We start from the raw sequence: 18,971 nt of genomic DNA on the forward strand, positions 1-18,971 counted from the left end.
CGCTATTTGAGGAAACGCGAAGTCCTGCGGTCGGCCAGGATCTTGCCGTTTGTTTGGCACGTAGCGCAGTACTGGAGGGAGGTGTCCGCGAAGGACACCTCCCTCACTGTGTCTCCACACACCGGGCACGGCTGTCCCGTCCTGGCATGGACCCTGAAATTGCTCCGTTTGGTGTCTTTCAGTTCACTGGACGGTTTGCCGGCCGCTGCCGCGACGGCGCCCACCAGCACTTCCTGCATGGCCCCATAGAGTCGGCCAACCGTCCCCTCATCCAGGGACTTGGCAATCGCGAAGGGGGAGATCCTGGCAGCGTGCAGGATCTCGTCGCTGTAGGCGTTGCCGATTCCGGCGATCACGGCTTGGCTCCGCAGCAGTCCTTTGATCTGCTGCGAGCTTGAACGGACTATTCCGGCGAACGCTTCGACATCGAAATCGGGACTCAGTGGTTCGGGGCCCAGCGTAGCGATGCCGTGGACATCCAGGGGATCGCGGACCACGTAGATGGCCAGGCTCTTCTTTGTTCCAGCTTCGGTGAGGTCCAGTCCGATGTGGGTGTCGTCGATTCCGCGGTGCAGGAGCAGGCGGGCAGCGATGTTGCTCTTACCCATGCGCAGCGTTGCCGTGGACGGGTGCTCGGTGTACCGGACCCAGCCGGCCTTCGCCAGGTGGAAGACGAAGAACAGTTCGTCGGTATCGACGCAGATGAACTTGCCAAAGCGCCGCACCCCGCGGATGGTCCGACCCTCCAGGGCCGTGTAGGGGGGATCTGCCGTCTTCAGCGCGGCAATGGAGTTGATGCGGACACTCGTCAGCACCGCTCCGTTCAGTTGCGTGTCCAGGTAGGTGCACAGGCCGTGCACTTCGGGCAGTTCCGGCATGGGAATACTCTGCCACACGCGACGGCAAAAGGTCCCGGAAACTACAGGATTGTAGTTCTTTCGGAAGCCTTGTGGATCGGCCCGGGCAGGACAACAATGGTTCTTACCCACTTCGAAAGAAGAGGGACACGGAAACCGAAGATTCAGTGATATGCAACCGACGCAGCCGTTGGCAAAGTCGGACGCAAGCTACCAGTGACGTGGTAGGAAGACCTGAAATTCCAAGGATTCCGCCAGACTGTCAAGTCGTCACCGGACAGCCGAAAAGTCGAAGCCCCACCAACGGCAAAACGCTGATGGGGCTTCCCCTTTGCCCAAAAACTCCCGGGCGATGGCTGCTACGAGGCGGGTGTCTCTTCCGGCTGCGCAAGGACGACGTCGCTGACCGTCAGATCGCCTTCAGCGGACTGCAGGGTGATCTCCTGGGCGTTTGCGGCGGCCTTCAAGTCACCCAAACCGGCCTTGAGCTGCGCCACAAGCACTTCCGTTGCCGAAATATTGGCAGAAAGCACTTCGGTCCGCTGCTTGACCTTGGCCTCGGACTTGGCCTTGCGGATGCCGCTGAGGGCCAGGCCCACCGTGCCCAGCATGGTGGTGTCGCCGTCGGCGATTTCCAGGGCGGAAGGCCACGCGGCGCGGTGCACCGAACCCGTCCGCCACCAGCTCCAGACCTCTTCGGTGGCGAAAGGCAGGAAGGGGGCGAACAGACGCAGGAGCGAGTCCAGCGTGGTGGCGAGGGCCGCAAGCACGGAGGCCTGCTCGGCTTCGCCGGCTGCACCATATGCACGGTCCTTGATCAGTTCGACGTAGTCGTCCGTGAACTGCCAGAAGAACGATTCGGTGATCTGCAGGGCCCGGGCGTAGTCGTAGTTGTCGAAGGCCTTGGTGGCCAGGGCTACGACGTCCGAGAGCTGGGCGAGCAAGGCACGGTCCAGCGGGTTGCTCAGGACAGAGAGCTGGTTGGTGACCACGGAATTCTCCGTGGCGCCGAGGTTCAGGACGAACTTGGAGGCGTTGAGCAGCTTGATGGCCAAACGCCGGCCGATCTTCATCTGTGCGATCTCGTACGCGGTGTCTGCGCCAAGCTTGGCCGATGCTGCCCAGTAACGGACGGCGTCGGAGCCGTATTCGTTCAGGACATCGGTGGGAACCACCACGTTGCCCTTGGACTTGGACATCTTCTTCCGGTCCGGGTCCAGGATCCAGCCGGAGATCGCAGCGTGCCTCCACGGAGCGCTGTTCTGCAAGGCATCGGCGCGGACGGCCGAGGAGAACAGCCAGGTCCGGATGATGTCGTGGCCCTGCGGGCGGAGGTCGAACGGGTAGACCTTGGCGAACAGCTCCTCGTCACGGCTCCAACCGCCCACGATCTGCGGCGTGAGGGAGGACGTGGCCCAGGTGTCCAGGACATCGGCGTCGCCGGTGAACCCGTTGGCCTGGTCACGCTGGGATTCCTCGTAGCCAGGAGCAGCATCGGCGGCAGGGTCCACGGGAAGCATTCCGTCGGACGGCAGGATCGGGTTGTCGTAGTCCGGGTTGCCCTGGGCATCGAGCGGGTACCAGACGGGGATCGGCACGCCGAAGAAGCGCTGGCGCGAAACGAGCCAGTCGCCGTTCAGGCCGGCGATCCAGTTTTCGTAGCGGGACCGCATGAAGGACGGGTGGAAGTCGATGTCCTGGCCGCGACCGATCAGCCGTTCGCGGCGGTCCTCGTCCCGTCCGCCGTTGCGGATGTACCACTGGCGGGAGGTGACCACTTCGAGGGGCTTGTCGCCCTTCTCGAAGAAGTTCACGGGGTGGGTGATCTTCTTCGGTTCGCCGTCCAGCAGATCCGCTGCGGTGAGGAGCTCAACCACGGCTTCCTTGGCCGAGAAAGCCGTCTTCCCGGCGATCGCCGCGTAGGCTTCCTTGCCTGCCTCCGTGGTGATCCATTCGGGAGTCTCGGCAATGATGCGTCCGTCGCGGCCCATGATGGCGCGCGTCGGCAGTTGCAGTTCGCGCCACCAGGTGACGTCGGTGAGGTCACCGAAGGTACACACCATGGCAATGCCCGAACCCTTGTCCGCCTTGGCCAGGGGATGGGCTTTGACTTCGAGTTCGACGTCGAACAGCGGAGACTTCACAGTCTTGCCGAAGAACGGCTGGTACCGCTCGTCGTCGGGGTTTGCCACCAGGGCGGCACACGCGGCAAGCAGTTCGGGACGGGTGGTCTCGATGAAGATCTTCTGGCCGTCTTCGGTGAAGAAGGGGTAGCGGTAGTAGGCGCCCGGGACCTCGCGGTCCTCAAGCTCAGCCTGCGCCACGGCGGTGCGGAAAGTAACATCCCAGAGGGTGGGGGCTTCGGCCATGTAGGCGTCACCCGCAGCGAGGTTTGCGAGGAAGGCACGCTGGGACACCGCACGGGAGGTGTCGTCGATGGTGCGGTACGTCAGGTTCCAGTCCACGGACAGTCCAAGGGTCTGGAAAAGGTTTTCGAAGACTTTCTCGTCTTCAACGGCGAGTTCTTCGCACAGTTCGATGAAGTTCTGGCGCGAAACGACGTCGAAATCGCGCTGGTTCTTGGCCGGCTGCGCAGGCGGACGGTAGTCGGCGTTGTACGGAATGGCAGGATCGCAACGCACGCCGTAGTAGTTCTGGACGCGGCGCTCGGTGGGCAGGCCATTGTCATCCCAGCCCATGGGATAGAAGACGTTCTTGCCGGTCATGCGCATGTAGCGCGCCTGGACGTCTGTCTGGGTGAAGGAGAACATGTGGCCGACATGGAGCGAACCCGAGGCGGTCGGCGGGGGAGTGTCGATCGAGTAGACCTGTTCCCGGGTGGTGTCCGGGTTGAACTTGTAGGTTCCTTCCGCGAGCCAGCGCTGCGTCAAGGCAGCTTCAAGGCCTTCAAGGGCCGGCTTGTCGGGAACGTTAATGGGGGCGGTGGCGGGCGTGTCTGTACCCTGCGTTGATTCAGCCATGGACCAATTGTTTCATGGCCCGGAGTTACAGGGCGCCTTCAGCGGCTGGCCCTGCCCTCGATAGGGTGGTGCCATGACTTTGGGAGCACAGACACAGAACAAGACGGCAGTCGTCACCGGCGCCAGCACCGGCATCGGCGAGGCCACGGTCCGGGCGCTGAGCGGCGCGGGATGGAAGGTCTACGCCGTGGCGCGCCGGGCAGACCGTCTGGAGGCCCTGGGAGCCGCGACCGGCGCCGTTCCCGTCCCCGCCGATGTGACCAACGACGACGACGTCGCGGCGCTGCTTGCCGCCGTCACCAAAGGCGGGGGAGCCGATACCCTCATCAACATTGCCGGTGGAGCCCGCGGCGCTGACACGATCGGGAATGCGGACACCGAGGACTGGGACTGGATGTATCAGGTCAACGTGGTGGGCACCATGAAAATCACCCGCGCCTTCCTGCCCATGCTTCGGGAGAACGGCGAAGGCACGGTCCTGAACCTGACCTCCACAGCAGGTCTGGCAGCCTATGAAGGCGGGGCAGGTTACAACGCAGCCAAGTTCGCCCAGCATGCAGTGACCAACGCACTCCGGCTGGAGGAAGTGGGGAACAACATCCGGGTCATCGAGGTAGCCCCGGGCCTGGTCCAGACCGAGGAGTTCGCGCTGAACCGTTTGGGTGACAAGGACGCGGCGGCCAAGGTGTATGCCGGGGTGGAGAAGCCGTTGACGGCAGACGACGTTGCGGACGTGGTCCGGTACGCCGTCTCCCTGCCGCACCACATCAACCTGGACGAGATCGTGATCCGCCCCGTGGCGCAGGCCGCCAACCACAAGCTCATCCGCAAGCAGGACTGATGGCCTAGCCGGCAGGAATACTGAGCTGGGCAATGAGGGCGGCATGGTCCGTGCCCGGAACGGTGTGCACTGAGTAGGCGCTGTTGCCGATCCGGGGAGAGGTGACCACATGGTCGATGACCACGCCCGGCAGCGGCGGGCCTTCCATGGGCCACGTGGGGGACAACCTTCCCCACGTGGCCGTGCCGACGTCCACCAGTTTGTTGCCGTCCCTGCCCCCGTCCAACAGGGCTCTGAACTCGGCGTGGTCATACGTGGCGTTGTAGTCGCCCATCAGCACCTGGTTGCCTTGGCTCCCGGCCTGGCGGGAAACCTTGAGAAGGTCGCTCCTCCACTGCCCGATGCGCTCATCCACGGGCGGGAGGGTGTGGACGTTGGTCAGGGTCAGGGCCGCCTTGGCTCCGGAACCTTCCGCCACAACCCGGGTCGCCGCCATGCGGAAGGGAGTGTCGGGCAGAAGGCCCTCCGACGCCAAGGGGAAGACCGAATACACAGCGGCACCGGATCCGTCGTCATTGGCGGTGCTGATCCTGTTGGACAGCACGGTATCGAGGCCCTCGGCGCTGAGCCGGTCCTGTAACGCCGGGGAAAACTCCTGGAGTGCCAGCAGTTGGACACCGTGGTCACGGACCAGTTGCACGATTGTGGCCGCTTCGGCTTCACCAAATTCGGTATTGAGGCTCATCACCTTCAGCGGGACGGTGGCCGTCCCCTCTTTCAGTACCACCGGGCGGCCGTAGTCCAGCGGGAACAGCCAGAAGAGCTGCGCAGCCAGCAGGGCCGCCGTCGTGATCGTCGTCCACCGACGCCGACCCAGGAGGGCCAGCACCAGCGCAACAGCGGCCGGAACCACCAGCCACGGCGTGAAGGCCAGTGCCTGTACCACCAGCAACGGCCACTCAACCTCGACAGCCCGGAACAAGGACAAGCTGGCCACCGGAAGGGCAACAAGGGCGGCGGCAACAGACCAGGCAATCGAGGCCGTGCGGCGCCGGCGGCGGACAGCCGGGAGGGCGGCGGCAGGTTCAGTCATGTGGCCGAGTCTATGCAGCCATGCACCCTGGACCCGTCCACCCAGGGGATGACTTGGAAAGTAGTCGATGGTGCCCCGCTGCCGCTAGACTTTGATAACCAGCGTTGACCCGGCCATCACCGGTGAGCTTCCGGAAGAACAGTACTGGCCCGCAGTTGCGGACAGTTCCCAGTAGAACCGGACGGGTAAGCCCGTCACAGCAGTAATGAGAGGCCGGGACGCCGTGTTCCGGTAAGTGAGGTGGTACCGCGGTGCCTGGACTGTTGCGAAACAGGCCTGGAGCCGTCCTCGCATCCTGACAGTCAACCAGCTATCACCAGGATTCGAGATGACCCACTACCCCAAGGCCTCAGCATCGCCTTCCGGCGCCCAAGGCGTATCCGCCTCCGTGAAGTTCCCGGAGATCGAAGAGCGCATCCTCAAGTACTGGGACCAGGACGGCACCTTCCAGGCGAGCATCGACCAGCGCGACGCGGGACAAGACGGCAGCAACGAGTTCGTCTTCTACGATGGCCCGCCTTTCGCCAACGGCCTGCCCCACTACGGCCACCTGCTCACCGGCTACGCCAAGGACCTGGTGGGCCGGTACCAGACCCAGCGCGGCAGGCGCGTGGAGCGCCGCTTCGGCTGGGACACCCACGGCCTCCCCGCCGAGCTCGAAGCCATGAAGCAACTGGGCATGACTGACAAGACCCAGATCGAAGCCATGGGCATCGATAAATTCAACGACGCCTGCCGTGCCTCGGTGATGAAGTACGCCAACGAGTGGAAGGCCTACGTCACCCGCCAGGCCCGCTGGGTGGACTTCGACAACGACTACAAGACGCTCAACGTCGAATATATGGAGTCCGTGCTCTGGGCCTTCAAGCAACTGCACGAGAAGGGCCTCACCTACAACGGCTACAGGGTCCTGCCGTACTGCTGGAAGGACGAGACCCCGCTCTCCAACCACGAGCTGCGCATGGACGACGATGTCTACAAGAACCGCCAGGACCAGACCGTCACCGTGACGTTCCCCATCAAGGGCGGCGAGTCCGAGGTTTCGCAGGCGCTCGCAGGCGTGCAGGCGCTCGCCTGGACCACCACGCCCTGGACGCTGCCCACCAACCTTGCGCTCGCCGTCGGGCATGATATCTCCTACGTTGTGGTCCCCGCTGGCCCCAACGGCGTGAAGGCCGCTTCACCGGAGGCTCCGGTGACGGGCAGCTTCCTTCTCGCGGCTGACCTTTTGGGTTCCTACGCCAAGGACCTTGGGTACGACGACGCTGCTGCCGCAACTGCCGCCGTAACGGCCACCTACGCAGGCTCCCAGTTGGAAGGGCTCGACTACGAGCCGCTGTGGAACGACTTCGCCGATACCGAAAAGTATGGGACGCAGAACGCGTGGCGGATCCTCGTGGCCGACTACGTCACCACCACCGACGGTACGGGCATCGTCCACCAGGCCCCGGCCTACGGTGAAGACGACCAGAAGGTCTGTGAAGACGCCGGCATCCCCGTGGTCCTCTCCGTGGACGAGGGTGCGAAGTTCCTGCCGCTGTTCGGCCATGGCCGGCTTGCCGGCATCGTTGGCCTGCAGGTCTTCGAGGCCAACAAGCCCATCACCCAGGTGCTGCGAGCCGACGGCCGCCTGGTCCGCCAAGCCAGCTACGAGCACAGCTACCCGCACTGCTGGCGCTGCCGCAACCCCCTGATCTACCGCGCGGTTTCCTCCTGGTACGTGGAGGTCACCAAGTTCAAGGACCGCATGTCCGAGCTGAACCAGGAGATCAACTGGATCCCGGGCAACGTCAAGGATGGCCAGTTCGGCAAATGGCTTGAGAACGCCCGTGACTGGTCCATCAGCCGCAACCGGTACTGGGGTTCGCCCATCCCGGTGTGGCAGTCCGATGATCCCGAGTACCCGCGCACGGATGTGTACGGGTCCCTCGCCGACCTCGAAGCGGACTTCGGCCGCCTGCCTGTCAACAACGAGGGCCAGGTGGACCTGCACCGTCCCTTCATCGACGAACTGACGCGCCCCAACCCGGACGACCCCACGGGCAAGTCCACCATGCGCCGCGTCGAGGACGTACTGGATGTTTGGTTCGATTCCGGCTCGATGCCGTACGGACAGGTCCACTACCCGTTCCAGAACGAGGAGTGGTTCGACACCCACAATCCCGCGGACTTCATTGTGGAGTACATCGGCCAGACACGTGGCTGGTTCTACATGCTCCACATCCTGTCCACGGCGCTGTTTGACCGCCCGGCGTTCCGCAACGTCATCAGCCACGGCATCGTGCTGGGCTCCGACGGCCAGAAGATGTCCAAGAGCCTGCGCAACTACCCGGATGTGTCCGAGGTGCTGGATCGCGACGGTTCCGACGCCATGCGCTGGTTCCTGATGTCCAGCCCGATCCTGCGCGGTGGCAACCTGATCGTCACGGAGCAGGGCATCCGTGACGGTGTCCGGCAGGTCATCCTTCCGCTGTGGAATGTGTACAGCTTCTTCACGCTGTACACGAACGCCGCGAACGGGGGCGCGGGCTACGAAGCCAAACTGCGGTACGACGGCTACGCGGACACCCTTGACCAGTACCTCTTGGCAAACACCGGCGACTTGGTCCGCAAGGTGACAGAAAGCCTGGACACCTACGACATCTCCGGTGCCTGTGACGAGCTGCGCAGTTACCTGGACATGCTCACCAACTGGTACGTACGCCGCAGCCGCCAGCGCTTCTTCGACGAGAACGTGGATGCGTTCGACGCCCTGTACACGGCGTTGGAAGCTGTGTGCCGGGTTTCGGCATCCCTGTTGCCGCTTGTCAGCGAGGAGATCTGGCGTGGCCTGACCGGTGGCCGTTCCGTGCACCTTGCGGACTGGCCCGAGGCTTCGCTGTTACCGGCCAATCAGGAACTCGTGGAGGCCATGGACCGCATCCAGCAGATCTGCTCCACCGGCTCCAGCCTGCGTAAGGCAGCCAACCTCCGTGTCCGCCTTCCGCTGCAGGAACTGACTGTCGTGGCACCCGGTGCGGACGCGCTGGAAGGTTTTGCCGCCGTCGTCGCCGATGAACTGAACCTGCGGTCCGTGCGGCTGCTGGACGCAGCCTCCGCCTCGCCCGAGGAATTCGGCATCGAGCAAAAACTCGTGGTCAATGCCCGCGCCGCCGGCCCCCGCTTGGGCAAGAACGTCCAGCAGGCCATCAAGGGTTCCAAGTCCGGCGACTGGTCCGTGAACGACGCTGGAGTGGTGGTTGCCGGTGGACTCGAGCTCGAGCCGCAGGAATACACCCTGGAAACCGTGGTGGCGGCAACGGCCGACGGCGGTGCTGCCGCAGCAGCCGTACTGCCCGGCGGCGGGTTTGTTGTCCTGAATACCGAGGTGACGCCGGAGTTGGCTGCCGAAGGGCTTGCCCGTGACATGGTCCGTGCCATCCAGCAGGCACGCAAGGATGCAGGACTGAACGTGAGCGACCGCATCCGCACCTCCGTGGAAGCGCAGCAGGACGTCGTGGAGGCCCTGCATGCCAACGCTGAACTGGTCAAGACCGAAACGCTGACGTTGGAACTGGAGGTTCTCCTTTCCAGCGCCGACGAACCGCAGATCACCGTAGCGAAAGCAGGGGCCTGATCCGATGACCGACGAATTCTCAGTTGAGAGCGTCTACGCCGAGCTCCTTGGCAGGGCGCCGGAGAACAAGATGGAGCCGCGCCTGGCACCGTTGTTCCGCGCCATGGATGTGCTGGGCGAGCCCAATAAGGCCTACCCGATCATCCACATCACCGGCACCAACGGCAAGACGTCCACGGCGCGGATGATCGAGGCCGGACTGCGCGCCCACGGCCTCAGTACTGGCCGTTACACGAGCCCGCACCTGTCCAAGGTCACCGAGCGCATCAGCATCAACGGCGAACCTGTTCCGGATGAGACCTTCGTCCGGATCTGGGACGAGATCCGGCCGTACCTGGAGATCGTGGACAACGAACTGATTGCCGAAGGCCAGCCGCGGCTCACGTATTTCGAGTGCGTCACCATCCTCGGCTTCGCAATCTTCGCGGATCAGCCGGTTGATGTTGCGGTCTTCGAGGTCGGTTTGGGCGGTATCACCGATGCCACCAACGTCGGCGACGGCCAGGTATCGGTCATTACTCCCATTTCCCTCGACCACACGGATCTCTTGGGCGACACCACTGAGGATATTGCCTACGAGAAGGCAGGCATCATCAAGCCTGGCGGTTTCCTCGTGAGCGCGGCGCAGCCGGTTGATGCCGCCCAGGTCCTGCTGGACAAGGCCCGTGAGGTGGACGTTCCGTTCCGTTTCGAGGGCGTGGAATTCGGGGTGGAGTCCCGCAGCGTCGCCGTCGGCGGCCAAGTGCTCACCATCCAGGGCCTGGCCGGGCGCTACGAGGACGTGCTGCTGCCGTTGCATGGCGCCCACCAGGCGGAGAACGCGGCCGTGGCTGTTGCCGCGCTTGAAGCGTTCTTTGGTGGGGGAGAGAAGGAACTCGACGCCGACGTGCTGCGGGAGGCCTTCGGCAACGTGAGCTCGCCTGGCCGTTTGGAAGTGGTCCGGACCGCTCCCACCATCGTGGTGGACGCAGCCCACAACCCCGATGGCATCCGGGTCTCGGCTGAGGCCATCCATGAGGCCTTCAGCTTCAGCAAGCTGGTTGTGGTAGTGGGAATCCTGCAGGAGAAGGACGCAGAGGAGATCCTCAAGACGCTCAAGGAGCAGTTGGGCGACCTGGCCGAGGAATTCTGCTTTACCCAGTCCAACTCGCCCCGGGCCATCCCCGCGGCAGAACTGGCCGAAATCGCCGTGGACCTGGGGTTCGGCGAAGAGAACGTGCACATTGCGGAGAAACTGGACGACGCCCTCGAATGGGCCGTTGAGCGCTCCGAATCCAACGACGACTTTGCCGGTGGCGTCTTGGTCACGGGGTCCATCACCCTGGTGGCGGAGGCACGCATCCTCCTCGGAAAGGCAGGTGCCTAAGCATGGCGAAGCTGACCAAAGCACAGCGGGAATGGCGTCCCGGGATGCCCAAGAAGCGCCGCTCCACCAAGGTGATGTTCGGCTCCACGGTCTTGCTCCTCGAGGCCTTCGTGGCCTTCTTCGGCACGCTGGTGGTCTTCGGGTTGAAGCGCGGCGAGGTGGCTCCCGGAGTCATCCTCGGCGTTGGCATCGCCCTGAGCGTCATCCTGGTGCTGACCTGCGCCGTGCTGTCGAAGCCGTGGGGCGTGGGCCTCGGCTGGGCACTGCAGATCGTCCTGATCCTTACCGGCCTGGCCGAGCCCACCATGTTCATTGTCGGCATCCTGTTCGCGGTCTGCTGGTGGTACGGGATCCGCACAGGCATGAGGATCGACCGTGAACTGGTGCAACGCGACCGCGAGCAAGCGGAATGGGACGCGGCACACCGTGACGGGACAGAGCCGGAAACCCCGTAAACTGGCTGGGAAACCCACCAAGCAACCACATTGGAGCAACTGTGAGCATTGAACGGACACTCGTCCTGGTCAAGCCCGACGGCGTCGCCCGCAACCTCAGCGGCAGCATCCTGGCCCGTATCGAAGCCAAGGGCTACACGCTGGCTGAGCTTAAGAAGGTCAACGCCACCCGCGAACTCCTTGAACTGCACTACGAAGAGCACGTGGGCAAGCCGTTCTATGAGCCGCTGGTTGAGTTCATGCTCAGCGGCCCCGTAGTGGCGGCAGTCTTCGAAGGCCACCGTGTGATCGAAGGGTTCCGTTCGCTGGCCGGCACCACCGATCCCACGACGGCAGCCCCGGGCACCATCCGTGGCGACTTTGGCCGCGACTGGGGCCTGGCTGTCCAGCAGAACCTCGTTCACGGCTCTGACTCCGTTGAGTCTGCCGAACGCGAAATCAAGATCTGGTTCGAGTAAAGCCAGGAAGTACGACGCAGAAGGTCCCGTGTCCAAAGGAACACGGGACCTTCTGCGTTTCTACAGCTGAATCCTAGTAGCCGGAGGTCCCGGCGAAGACGTGGAGGAAAGCGAAGAAGATCGTTGCAATGACGGCCACGTAGAGCAAAGCGACGATGATCCAGCCCGAATCGGCCACGAGCTTGACCAGCGCTGCAGGAGCCTTGATGACTCCGGTGCTCAGGTTGCGGATGGTCACCCAGACGAACATGGGAATCATGACAGCCCACACCACCATGCAGAACGGGCAAAGGACGTTGATTGCGTACAAGGCCTGCGACCACAGCCAGATGACGAAGACGAAGCCCAGCGTTACGCCGGCCTGCAGTCCGATCCAGTAACCACGGGCGAACCTGGCTCCGGAGAGGAGCCCCATGGCCGTGGTGATGATGATGGCAAAGGCAACGATGCCAATGAACATGTTGGGGAAACCAAACAGGGAACTCTGCCAGGTCTTCATGACGGTGCCGCAGGAGATCCATGGGTTCACGTCGCACGCGGTGATGTGGTTGGGGTCCTGAAGCACCTGGAGCTTTTCCAGGACCAGTGCCCCGGAGGCCAGCCATCCAATGACGCCGGTGACCAGCAGCAGCCAGCCAAAGGGCCGGTTGCGAACCATCGCCGGCAGCGTGTCCGGTTGGGGGTCCCGCGCCTCGACGGGGACGGAAGTCTGGTGGTCCAGGTTTCCCTTGGCGGTGCTTGGCATCGCGGATGTGATCCTTTTCGGCAGATGGCCCGGCGTCGCCGGGAAGGGCTCTTGGGAGGATTCTAACCCCGCATGCTGAAGGTGGCGCCCAGCTTCCGGGCGGCGGGCAAGGGGAGATCGACACACCTTCCTACCACTCGAATGTGTAGGGGTATGAGAGAATGAACATGGCCGGGAGTCGATCCACATTCGTCCTCCGGTCCGGTGACTTGTTCCCAAGACCGCCAGCGTGAGCAGGGCATGCCTGGATCAGCCGATCCTTGGTAGGCCCGCCATGACAATGGACGGCACCTGGTTGTGGCAGCAGAACAACGGGTTCCAGAACTGAGACACTGGCCTTCCAGGGCTGCCGCACCCCAATGATGGTGCGAACCGGAAGGAATACTACCGACTTCTGTCAACGCCTGCGGGTTTTGACAATATTTGCCCCACTGGGCGCTGGATGTGGCGGCGTCGCTGGGGCAGGAGTGTTGCCACATATGGATAATGACCAGGTTGTAGCCGTTAATGATCAGGCAGCTTCTACGGAAGCAGCGGAGGTGCCCAAGAAGGCCACCCGCGCCAGAACCACGCGCGCGCCGCGCAAAGCCACGGCAAAGCCCGTAGCAGCGGTAGCGGAGGAAGCCCCGCACGCCGCCGCCGAACCAGCCGCCGCCCCTGAGGCCGGAAGCGCCGCCGCCCCTGAAGAAGCCCCCAAAGCCCCGGCCCGACGCAGCCGCGCACGCAAGAAGGCCGATCCGGCCGAAACCCTCCCCGGCCTCGGCGACGCCGCCGAACCCGGGGACCAGCCGGCAGCAGAAGCCGGCTCCGAAGCATCAGTGCCCGAGGCAGAAGCCGAACCCGCCCCGGAAAAGCCGGTCCGCCGTCGTCGGACTGCGAAACCCAAGGCCACCACCGAGGAAGCCGGCGCGGAAGCAACGCCGACCACCACCCAGGAAGCCGCCACGGAGGCAGGCGGCGCAGAAGCAACGCCGACCACTACCCCGGAAGACGGCGCAGAAGCAACGCCGACCACTACCCCGGAAGACGGCGCAGAAGCAACGCCGACCACCATCCCGGCAGGCGGCGCAGCCGCCGAACCGGCCACGGAACCGAAAGCCGCGACGGAACCCCCCACCACCCCGGCCGGCGGCGCAGAAGCAACGCCGACTACCACCCCGGCAGGCGGCGCAGCCGCCGAACCGGAAGCCAGGGCAGAAGTCCCCACAGAGTCCTCAGAATCCGAGGCAGACGCCGCCCCCGGTTCCTCGGCGCTCTTCCTGGAGCCCGTTTCCATCACGTCCATGATTTTCCAGGCGCCCGACCTTAGCACAGTGGTCCGTCCGGCAGTCGAGGAAAAGACTGAAGAGACCGCTGAGGATTCTGAGGACACCGGTGACGGCGAGCTGGAGGAGGCGGGAAGCCGCCGCCGGCGCCGGAGCCGTGGCCGCCGTGGCCGCCGCGCAACGGACCGTGAGGATAACGGGGCCGAGGAGTCCGGCGAGGAAGCGGACGATGACGAGTCGCCGGCCGCCGAGCCCCTTGAAGACGGCGTCACCTCGCGTCGCCGTCGTCGCCGCCGCCGTGGCGACCAGGACCTTGAACTGACCGGCGGATCGGACGATGATCCGCCCAACACGGTGACCCGTGTCCGCGCACCGCGGCCCATCTCGGAATCCACAAGTTCCAACCGCGTGGCCAGCGTCAAGGGTTCCACGCGGCTTGAGGCCAAGAAGCAGCGCCGCCGCGAGTCCCGCGAGACGGGCCGCCGTCGCCAGGTCATCACCGAGGCCGAGTTCCTTGCCCGCCGCGAATCAGTGGACCGGCAGATGATCGTGCGCCAGCGCGACGACAGGATCCAGATCGGTGTCCTGGAGGACGGCGTCCTTGCCGAGCACTTCGTTTCCAAGACCCAGCAGGATTCGCTGATCGGCAACGTGTACCTGGGCAAGGTACAGAACGTGCTGCCTTCCATGGAAGCAGCGTTCGTTGACATCGGACGTGGCCGCAACGCGGTCCTCTATGCCGGCGAGGTGAACTGGGATGCCGTCAACCTTGAGGGCCAGCCGCGCCGGATCGAAAACGCCCTGAAATCGGGTGATTCCGTCCTTGTGCAGGTAACCAAGGATCCCGTCGGGCATAAGGGTGCACGCCTGACCAGCCAGATTTCCCTTCCGGGCCGCTACCTGGTGTACGTTCCCGGCGGTTCCATGACGGGCATCTCACGCAAGTTGCCCGACGTCGAGCGCAACCGCCTCAAGCGGATCCTCAAGGACCGTTTGCCGGAGAACGCCGGGGTCATTGTCCGTACGGCAGCCGAAGGGGCCTCGGAAGAGGAACTGACCCACGACATCAACCGCCTCCGCGCCCAGTGGGAGGGGATTGAGGGCCAGGCGTCCTCCACGAAGGTCCTGGCACCCGAGCTGCTTTACGGCGAGCCCGATTTGACCATCAAGGTGGTCCGTGACGTCTTCAACGAGGACTTCTCCAAGCTCATCGTTTCCGGCGACGATGCCTGGGACACCATTGAGGCTTATGTCACCTATGTTGCGCCGGACCTGGTGGGCCGGCTCGAGAAGTGGACCAAGGACCAGGACATTTTCTCGGCATGGCGCATCGACGAGCAGATCCACAAGGCCCTGGAACGCAAGGTCTTCCTGCCGTCGGGTGGATCCTTGGTGATCGACCGTACCGAGGCCATGACTGTGGTGGACGTCAACACCGGCAAGTTCACCGGCAGCGGTGGAAACCTGGAGGAGACCGTCACCAAGAACAACCTTGAGGCCGCCGAGGAAGTAGTCCGCCAGCTTCGCCTGCGCGATATCGGTGGCATCATCGTCATCGACTTCATCGACATGGTGCTCGAATCCAACCGGGACCTGGTGCTGCGCCGCCTGGTGGAATGCCTGGGCCGGGACCGTACCAAGCACCAAGTGGCGGAGGTGACCTCCCTTGGCCTGGTGCAGATGACGCGCAAGCGCATGGGCACAGGCCTGCTCGAGGTCTTTGGTGAGCAGTGCGAGCACTGTGCCGGACGCGGCGTGGTGACTCACGACGAACCTGTTGAGCACCGTCGTGCAAACGCTGTTGCCGCCGAGCAGCACCGGCCGCACACGGAAACCCAGCAGCAGCCTTCCAGCCGGACTGAGCGGAAGCGCCGCCGCGGCAAGGGCGGGGGACAGCCGGCAGAGAGCTCGACGCCGGTCCACACCGCAGCTTCGCCTGCGCCTTCGACGCCGGCTCCGGAGCCGGTGGATCCGGCACGGCAGGCCAAGGCCCAGGCCACCAGGGCTGCCCTGGCCACGATCGCCGCCGCAGCGCACGCTGCCCACCTGCACGACGACGAGGTTCACCGGGCCGAGGAAGAAGCACGTGCCGCGGCCGCCGCCGCAACCGGGGCTGGCGCAGAGCATTCTGACGAGGTGCCCGATTCGGGCGCCGTTGAGGGCGCCCCGCGTGCCACGCCGGTGCTCCGGTTTGGCGGTGAAGAGGTTGCCCTGCCCTTCGTGGAACACCACGAGGAGCCCGCTTCGGAGAAGCCTGCCATGACTCTGGACCTGTTGGCTGAGGCTTTCTCCCACCTGGGTGGGGATCCCGTGGCTGTCGAAAGCCAGGCTGGGCCCGCTGCCACTGTTGCTGCTCCCGCGGAAACCGTCCCCTCCCGGCAGGATCCTGCGGAGGAAAGCGATCCGTCCAGTCGTGCCCGCGGCCGGCGTGGGCGCCGGAACCGCAGCGCCAGCCGGGCGCAGGGTGCCGCCAACGAGACCACGGTAGAGCACCATGAGGTGTCCGCGTCCACCGGTGGGGGAGCGGCCCATGAAGCCAAGGCGCCGCAGGAGCAGGCCAAGAGGGAGTCCGCTGCTTCTGAGCCGATTATCCTCGGCGTGGGGGTTCCGGCCTCGGAACTCTAGGCATTGCCAACGTCATGTAACCGACGAAGGGTCCGGCAGTAACTAATGCCGGACCCTTCGTCCGTTAGGCTTGGTCACTGACACGGGGTGCCAGGCGTTGGGCCGGGCTGAGATCCAGACCCGTTGAACCTGTCCGGTTAGCACCGGCGAAGGGATGTCCCTCATGACTTCATCGTTGAAATCAGCCGTCTACGCCGTGGCAAACACCGGCCGGCGGGCCCCGCGCGTCCTTAGCATCGCGGGCTCCGACCCCTCTGGCGGCGCTGGAATCCAGGCAGACCTGAAGAGCATTGCCGCCCACGGCGGCTACGGAATGGCCGTGGTCACGGCACTCACGGCGCAAAACACCTTGGGCGTCACCGCCGTCCATGTTCCGCCCGTGGACTTTCTGCGGCAGCAGCTTGAGGCGATCAGCAGCGATGTAACCATCGACGCCGTCAAGATCGGGATGCTGGGCGACGCCGAGGTGATTGGCGAGGTGCGTCGCTGGCTGGAGGAGGTGCGTCCCGCCGTCGTGGTCCTTGACCCGGTGATGGTAGCTACCAGTGGTGACCGCCTCCTCCGGGAATCCGCCGAAGCAGCCCTGCGCGGCCTCTTGCCGGTGGCGGACCTCATCACCCCCAACATTCCTGAACTCGCCATGCTGCTGGGCGAGCCGGAAGCGACGGATTGGTCCACTGCCCTCGAACAAGGCAAGCGGCTCGCGGCCGAATGTGGAAACACCGTGCTGGTGAAGGGCGGACACTTGGCGGGAGCCGAGTGTCCCGATGCGCTCGTCAATACCAGTGGCTTGCTGCGGCAGGACCTTGTCTCGGTGGCGGGGCCACGGGTGGAGACGAAGAACAGCCATGGAACGGGCTGCTCGTTGTCCTCGGCCCTGGCTACGGTCCAGGCGCGGACGGGAGACTGGGAAGCGTCGCTGCGGGAGGTCAAACCCTGGCTCCTGCAGGCCCTGGCCACCGCGGATGTGCTGGAGGTGGGCCATGGCAGTGGCCCCATCAACCACTTCCACCATGCACAGCAGGCCGAAGGCCCGGGGGCTTTCGCCGCCCGCCTGTGGGAGGAAGCGGCACCTGAGCTGGACGCCATCCATGGCCTCGAATTCATCCAGGGGCTGGAGTCGGGCAGCCTTCCCGAGCCACAGTTCAACTATTACCTCGCGCAGGATGCCCTTTACCTGAACGGCTACTCGCGGGTGCTGGCACGGGCAGGTGCCCTCGCTCCCACCGAGGAAGAGCAGCTGTTCTGGGCCAGGTCCTCGCAGCTCTGCCTCGAAGTCGAATCCGAACTGCACCGCAATTGGCTGAGCACGCGGGAGGCCGCAACCCACACCGGACCTGTCACCAAGGCCTACGTGGACCACCTTCTGGCGGCGTCGGCCTCTGGAAGTTACGGCGTGCTGCTCGCGGCCATCCTGCCCTGTTACTGGCTCTACGCCGAGGTGGGACACCGGCTCCACGCAAGTTACGTCACAGCAGGTTCCCCGTCGGAGCACGCGTATGCGGACTGGTTGAAGACCTACGCCGATGAAGACTTTGCCGAGGCCACCCGCAAGGCCATCGGCTTTACGGACGCGGCCGCGGTCGTCGCCTCCAGCCACGACCGGGCCGCCATGGTGGAGGCTTTCGCCCATTCGTGCCGCTACGAGACGGCCTTCTTTGACGCCCCGCGGTTGCACGCGTAAAGGCCGCCCGCGCGTCGAAGTGGTGAATTCCCGGCAAAGTGTCCCGGAGCCTGTAGGCTGTATGGGCACGGTGCCGGGAAAGTCCGTTCCTACTGGTGACTAGCGTCACGCGGTGGCTTCCGGACCCGGCCTCATTTGCAGCCGAGGGTCGAACTAGCGTAATCTTGATCTTCGGTGCTTACGCCAACACTTGGGTTATGCCCCCTGGAATTATTCACGGGATGACTCGCGGGCTTCGATCTGGAGTCCACGGCGTTGAGGCACAGCGTGAACCAGGCCTGATTCCGGTTCGAGTTCCGCACGCAAATTTAGTAAGAAACGTCGAGAGAAGTGAGTACCCCAGTGGTGTACGCGATTGTCCGCGCAGGCGGCCGCCAAGAAAAGGTTTCCGTTGGAGACTACGTAACGCTGAACCGCGTCCCCGGTGGAGCCGGCAGCACGCTTGAGCTGCCCGCCTTGCTCCTGGTTGACGGCGACAAGGTCACCTCCGCTGCTGCGGACCTGGCCAAGGTGAAGGTCACGGCCGAGATCCTGGAGGACCTCCGTGGTCCCAAGATCGTCATCCAGAAGTTCAAGAACAAGACCGGCTACAAGAAGCGCCAGGGTCACCGTCAGGAACTGACCAAGATCAAGATCACGAGCATCGCGTAACTTTCCTTACGCAGTTCAGATTTTCAGTTTCCCCACATATTTAGAGGCAGGCATTTCACATGGCACACAAAAAAGGCGCGAGCTCCACTCGCAACGGTCGTGACTCCAACGCACAGCGCCTCGGCGTCAAGCGTTTCGGTGGCCAGGTAGTTTCCGCAGGCGAAATCATCGTTCGCCAGCGTGGAACCCACTTCCACCCCGGTGCAGGCGTGGGTCGCGGTGGCGACGACACCCTGTTCGCACTCCAGGCTGGTGCGGTTGAGTTCGGTACTCGCCGCGGCCGTCGCGTAGTGAACATCGTTGCTGCTGCAGCTGCAGAGTAACAACACGTTCTGAACCGGTGGAGCGGGCCCAAAAGGCCCGCTCCACCGTTCTTTTAACCGCATTACAATCG

The 18,971-nt window shown here is 64.2% G+C and carries 13 protein-coding genes and 1 riboswitch; of the genes, 9 read left to right on the plus strand and 4 right to left on the minus strand.

Annotated elements, in window-relative coordinates:
- Positions 1-2 precede the first annotated feature (2 nt).
- Together ACIPY3_RS06890 and valS are read right to left on the minus strand one after the other, a co-directional pair.
- On the minus strand, positions 3-878 hold the full coding sequence (locus tag ACIPY3_RS06890) for a DNA-formamidopyrimidine glycosylase family protein (RefSeq protein WP_400331775.1): 876 nt from the start codon (positions 876-878) through the stop codon (positions 3-5).
- A 338-nt stretch (positions 879-1,216) separates the two neighbouring features.
- The gene (valS, locus tag ACIPY3_RS06895; protein WP_400331778.1) at positions 1,217-3,838 is read right to left on the minus strand and encodes a valine--tRNA ligase; all 2,622 of its coding nucleotides are present in this window, start codon (positions 3,836-3,838) and stop codon (positions 1,217-1,219) included.
- Between the two features lie 73 nt (positions 3,839-3,911).
- On the opposite strand from valS, the gene ACIPY3_RS06900 reads away from it, so the two are divergent.
- Positions 3,912-4,679: an SDR family oxidoreductase gene (locus tag ACIPY3_RS06900; RefSeq protein ID WP_400331781.1), complete on the plus strand. Its 768-nt coding sequence runs from the start codon at positions 3,912-3,914 to the stop codon at positions 4,677-4,679.
- Between the two features lie 4 nt (positions 4,680-4,683).
- Here ACIPY3_RS06900 and ACIPY3_RS06905 read toward each other — a convergent pair whose 3' ends face one another.
- Entirely contained in the window at positions 4,684-5,712 is a 1,029-nt protein-coding gene (locus ACIPY3_RS06905; protein ID WP_400331784.1) for an endonuclease/exonuclease/phosphatase family protein, read from the minus strand.
- Positions 5,713-6,040: 328 nt separating this feature from the next.
- Between ACIPY3_RS06905 and ileS the strand changes: the two genes are divergently transcribed.
- From ileS to ndk, 4 genes are read left to right on the plus strand one after another with little or no spacing between them, the layout of a single operon-like run.
- Complete coding sequence (gene ileS / locus ACIPY3_RS06910) at positions 6,041-9,328, plus strand: isoleucine--tRNA ligase (protein ID WP_400331786.1); 3,288 nt, start codon at positions 6,041-6,043, stop codon at positions 9,326-9,328.
- 4 nt (positions 9,329-9,332) lie between these two features.
- Positions 9,333-10,694 (plus strand): bifunctional folylpolyglutamate synthase/dihydrofolate synthase, encoded by a 1,362-nt coding sequence (locus tag ACIPY3_RS06915; RefSeq protein WP_400331789.1) that lies wholly within the window; start codon positions 9,333-9,335, stop codon positions 10,692-10,694.
- A gap of 2 nt (positions 10,695-10,696) precedes the next feature.
- Positions 10,697-11,149 carry a DUF4233 domain-containing protein gene (locus tag ACIPY3_RS06920; protein WP_400269162.1) on the plus strand — a complete coding sequence of 151 codons (453 nt, stop codon included), beginning with the start codon at positions 10,697-10,699 and terminating at the stop codon, positions 11,147-11,149.
- Between the two features lie 41 nt (positions 11,150-11,190).
- Positions 11,191-11,607 (plus strand): nucleoside-diphosphate kinase, encoded by a 417-nt coding sequence (gene ndk / locus ACIPY3_RS06925; RefSeq protein ID WP_400269163.1) that lies wholly within the window; start codon positions 11,191-11,193, stop codon positions 11,605-11,607.
- A 73-nt stretch (positions 11,608-11,680) separates the two neighbouring features.
- Here ndk and ACIPY3_RS06930 read toward each other — a convergent pair whose 3' ends face one another.
- Entirely contained in the window at positions 11,681-12,352 is a 672-nt protein-coding gene (locus ACIPY3_RS06930) for a vitamin K epoxide reductase family protein (protein ID WP_400331792.1), read from the minus strand.
- Positions 12,353-12,831: 479 nt separating this feature from the next.
- Here ACIPY3_RS06930 and ACIPY3_RS06935 point away from each other — a divergent pair, with 479 nt between their 5' ends.
- The 4 genes from ACIPY3_RS06935 to rpmA all read left to right on the plus strand — a co-directional run bounded on the left by ACIPY3_RS06935 (position 12,832) and on the right by rpmA (position 18,900).
- Positions 12,832-16,242: an Rne/Rng family ribonuclease gene (locus ACIPY3_RS06935; RefSeq protein WP_400331795.1), complete on the plus strand. Its 3,411-nt coding sequence runs from the start codon at positions 12,832-12,834 to the stop codon at positions 16,240-16,242.
- Positions 16,243-16,315: 73 nt separating this feature from the next.
- A riboswitch (TPP riboswitch) is annotated at positions 16,316-16,414 on the plus strand.
- Complete coding sequence (gene thiD, locus ACIPY3_RS06940; RefSeq protein ID WP_400331798.1) at positions 16,406-17,926, plus strand: bifunctional hydroxymethylpyrimidine kinase/phosphomethylpyrimidine kinase; 1,521 nt, start codon at positions 16,406-16,408, stop codon at positions 17,924-17,926. Its footprint overlaps the riboswitch before it by 9 nt.
- 342 nt (positions 17,927-18,268) lie before the next feature.
- Positions 18,269-18,577, plus strand: a complete 309-nt coding sequence (gene rplU / locus ACIPY3_RS06945; protein ID WP_021470684.1) for a 50S ribosomal protein L21 — start codon at positions 18,269-18,271, stop codon at positions 18,575-18,577.
- Between the two features lie 59 nt (positions 18,578-18,636).
- Positions 18,637-18,900, plus strand: a complete 264-nt coding sequence (gene rpmA / locus ACIPY3_RS06950) for a 50S ribosomal protein L27 (RefSeq protein WP_070347479.1) — start codon at positions 18,637-18,639, stop codon at positions 18,898-18,900.
- Positions 18,901-18,971: the final 71 nt, after the last annotated feature.

Origin of the sequence: Paenarthrobacter sp. NPDC089714 (assembly GCF_044748905.1) — a bacterium.
Lineage (GTDB): Bacteria > Actinomycetota > Actinomycetes > Actinomycetales > Micrococcaceae > Arthrobacter.

Coding starts and splice junctions, on each gene's coding strand:
- ACIPY3_RS06935 (WP_400331795.1), top strand. CDS start 12,832: ATGGATAATGACCAGGTTGTAGCCGTTAATGATCAGGCAGCTTCTACG.
- ileS (WP_400331786.1), top strand. CDS start 6,041: ATGACCCACTACCCCAAGGCCTCAGCATCGCCTTCCGGCGCCCAAGGC.
- ACIPY3_RS06930 (WP_400331792.1), bottom strand. CDS start 12,352: ATGCCAAGCACCGCCAAGGGAAACCTGGACCACCAGACTTCCGTCCCC.
- ACIPY3_RS06890 (WP_400331775.1), bottom strand. CDS start 878: ATGCCGGAACTGCCCGAAGTGCACGGCCTGTGCACCTACCTGGACACG.
- ACIPY3_RS06920 (WP_400269162.1), top strand. CDS start 10,697: ATGGCGAAGCTGACCAAAGCACAGCGGGAATGGCGTCCCGGGATGCCC.
- ACIPY3_RS06900 (WP_400331781.1), top strand. CDS start 3,912: ATGACTTTGGGAGCACAGACACAGAACAAGACGGCAGTCGTCACCGGC.
- thiD (WP_400331798.1), top strand. CDS start 16,406: ATGACTTCATCGTTGAAATCAGCCGTCTACGCCGTGGCAAACACCGGC.
- ACIPY3_RS06905 (WP_400331784.1), bottom strand. CDS start 5,712: ATGACTGAACCTGCCGCCGCCCTCCCGGCTGTCCGCCGCCGGCGCCGC.
- rpmA (WP_070347479.1), top strand. CDS start 18,637: ATGGCACACAAAAAAGGCGCGAGCTCCACTCGCAACGGTCGTGACTCC.
- valS (WP_400331778.1), bottom strand. CDS start 3,838: ATGGCTGAATCAACGCAGGGTACAGACACGCCCGCCACCGCCCCCATT.
- ACIPY3_RS06915 (WP_400331789.1), top strand. CDS start 9,333: ATGACCGACGAATTCTCAGTTGAGAGCGTCTACGCCGAGCTCCTTGGC.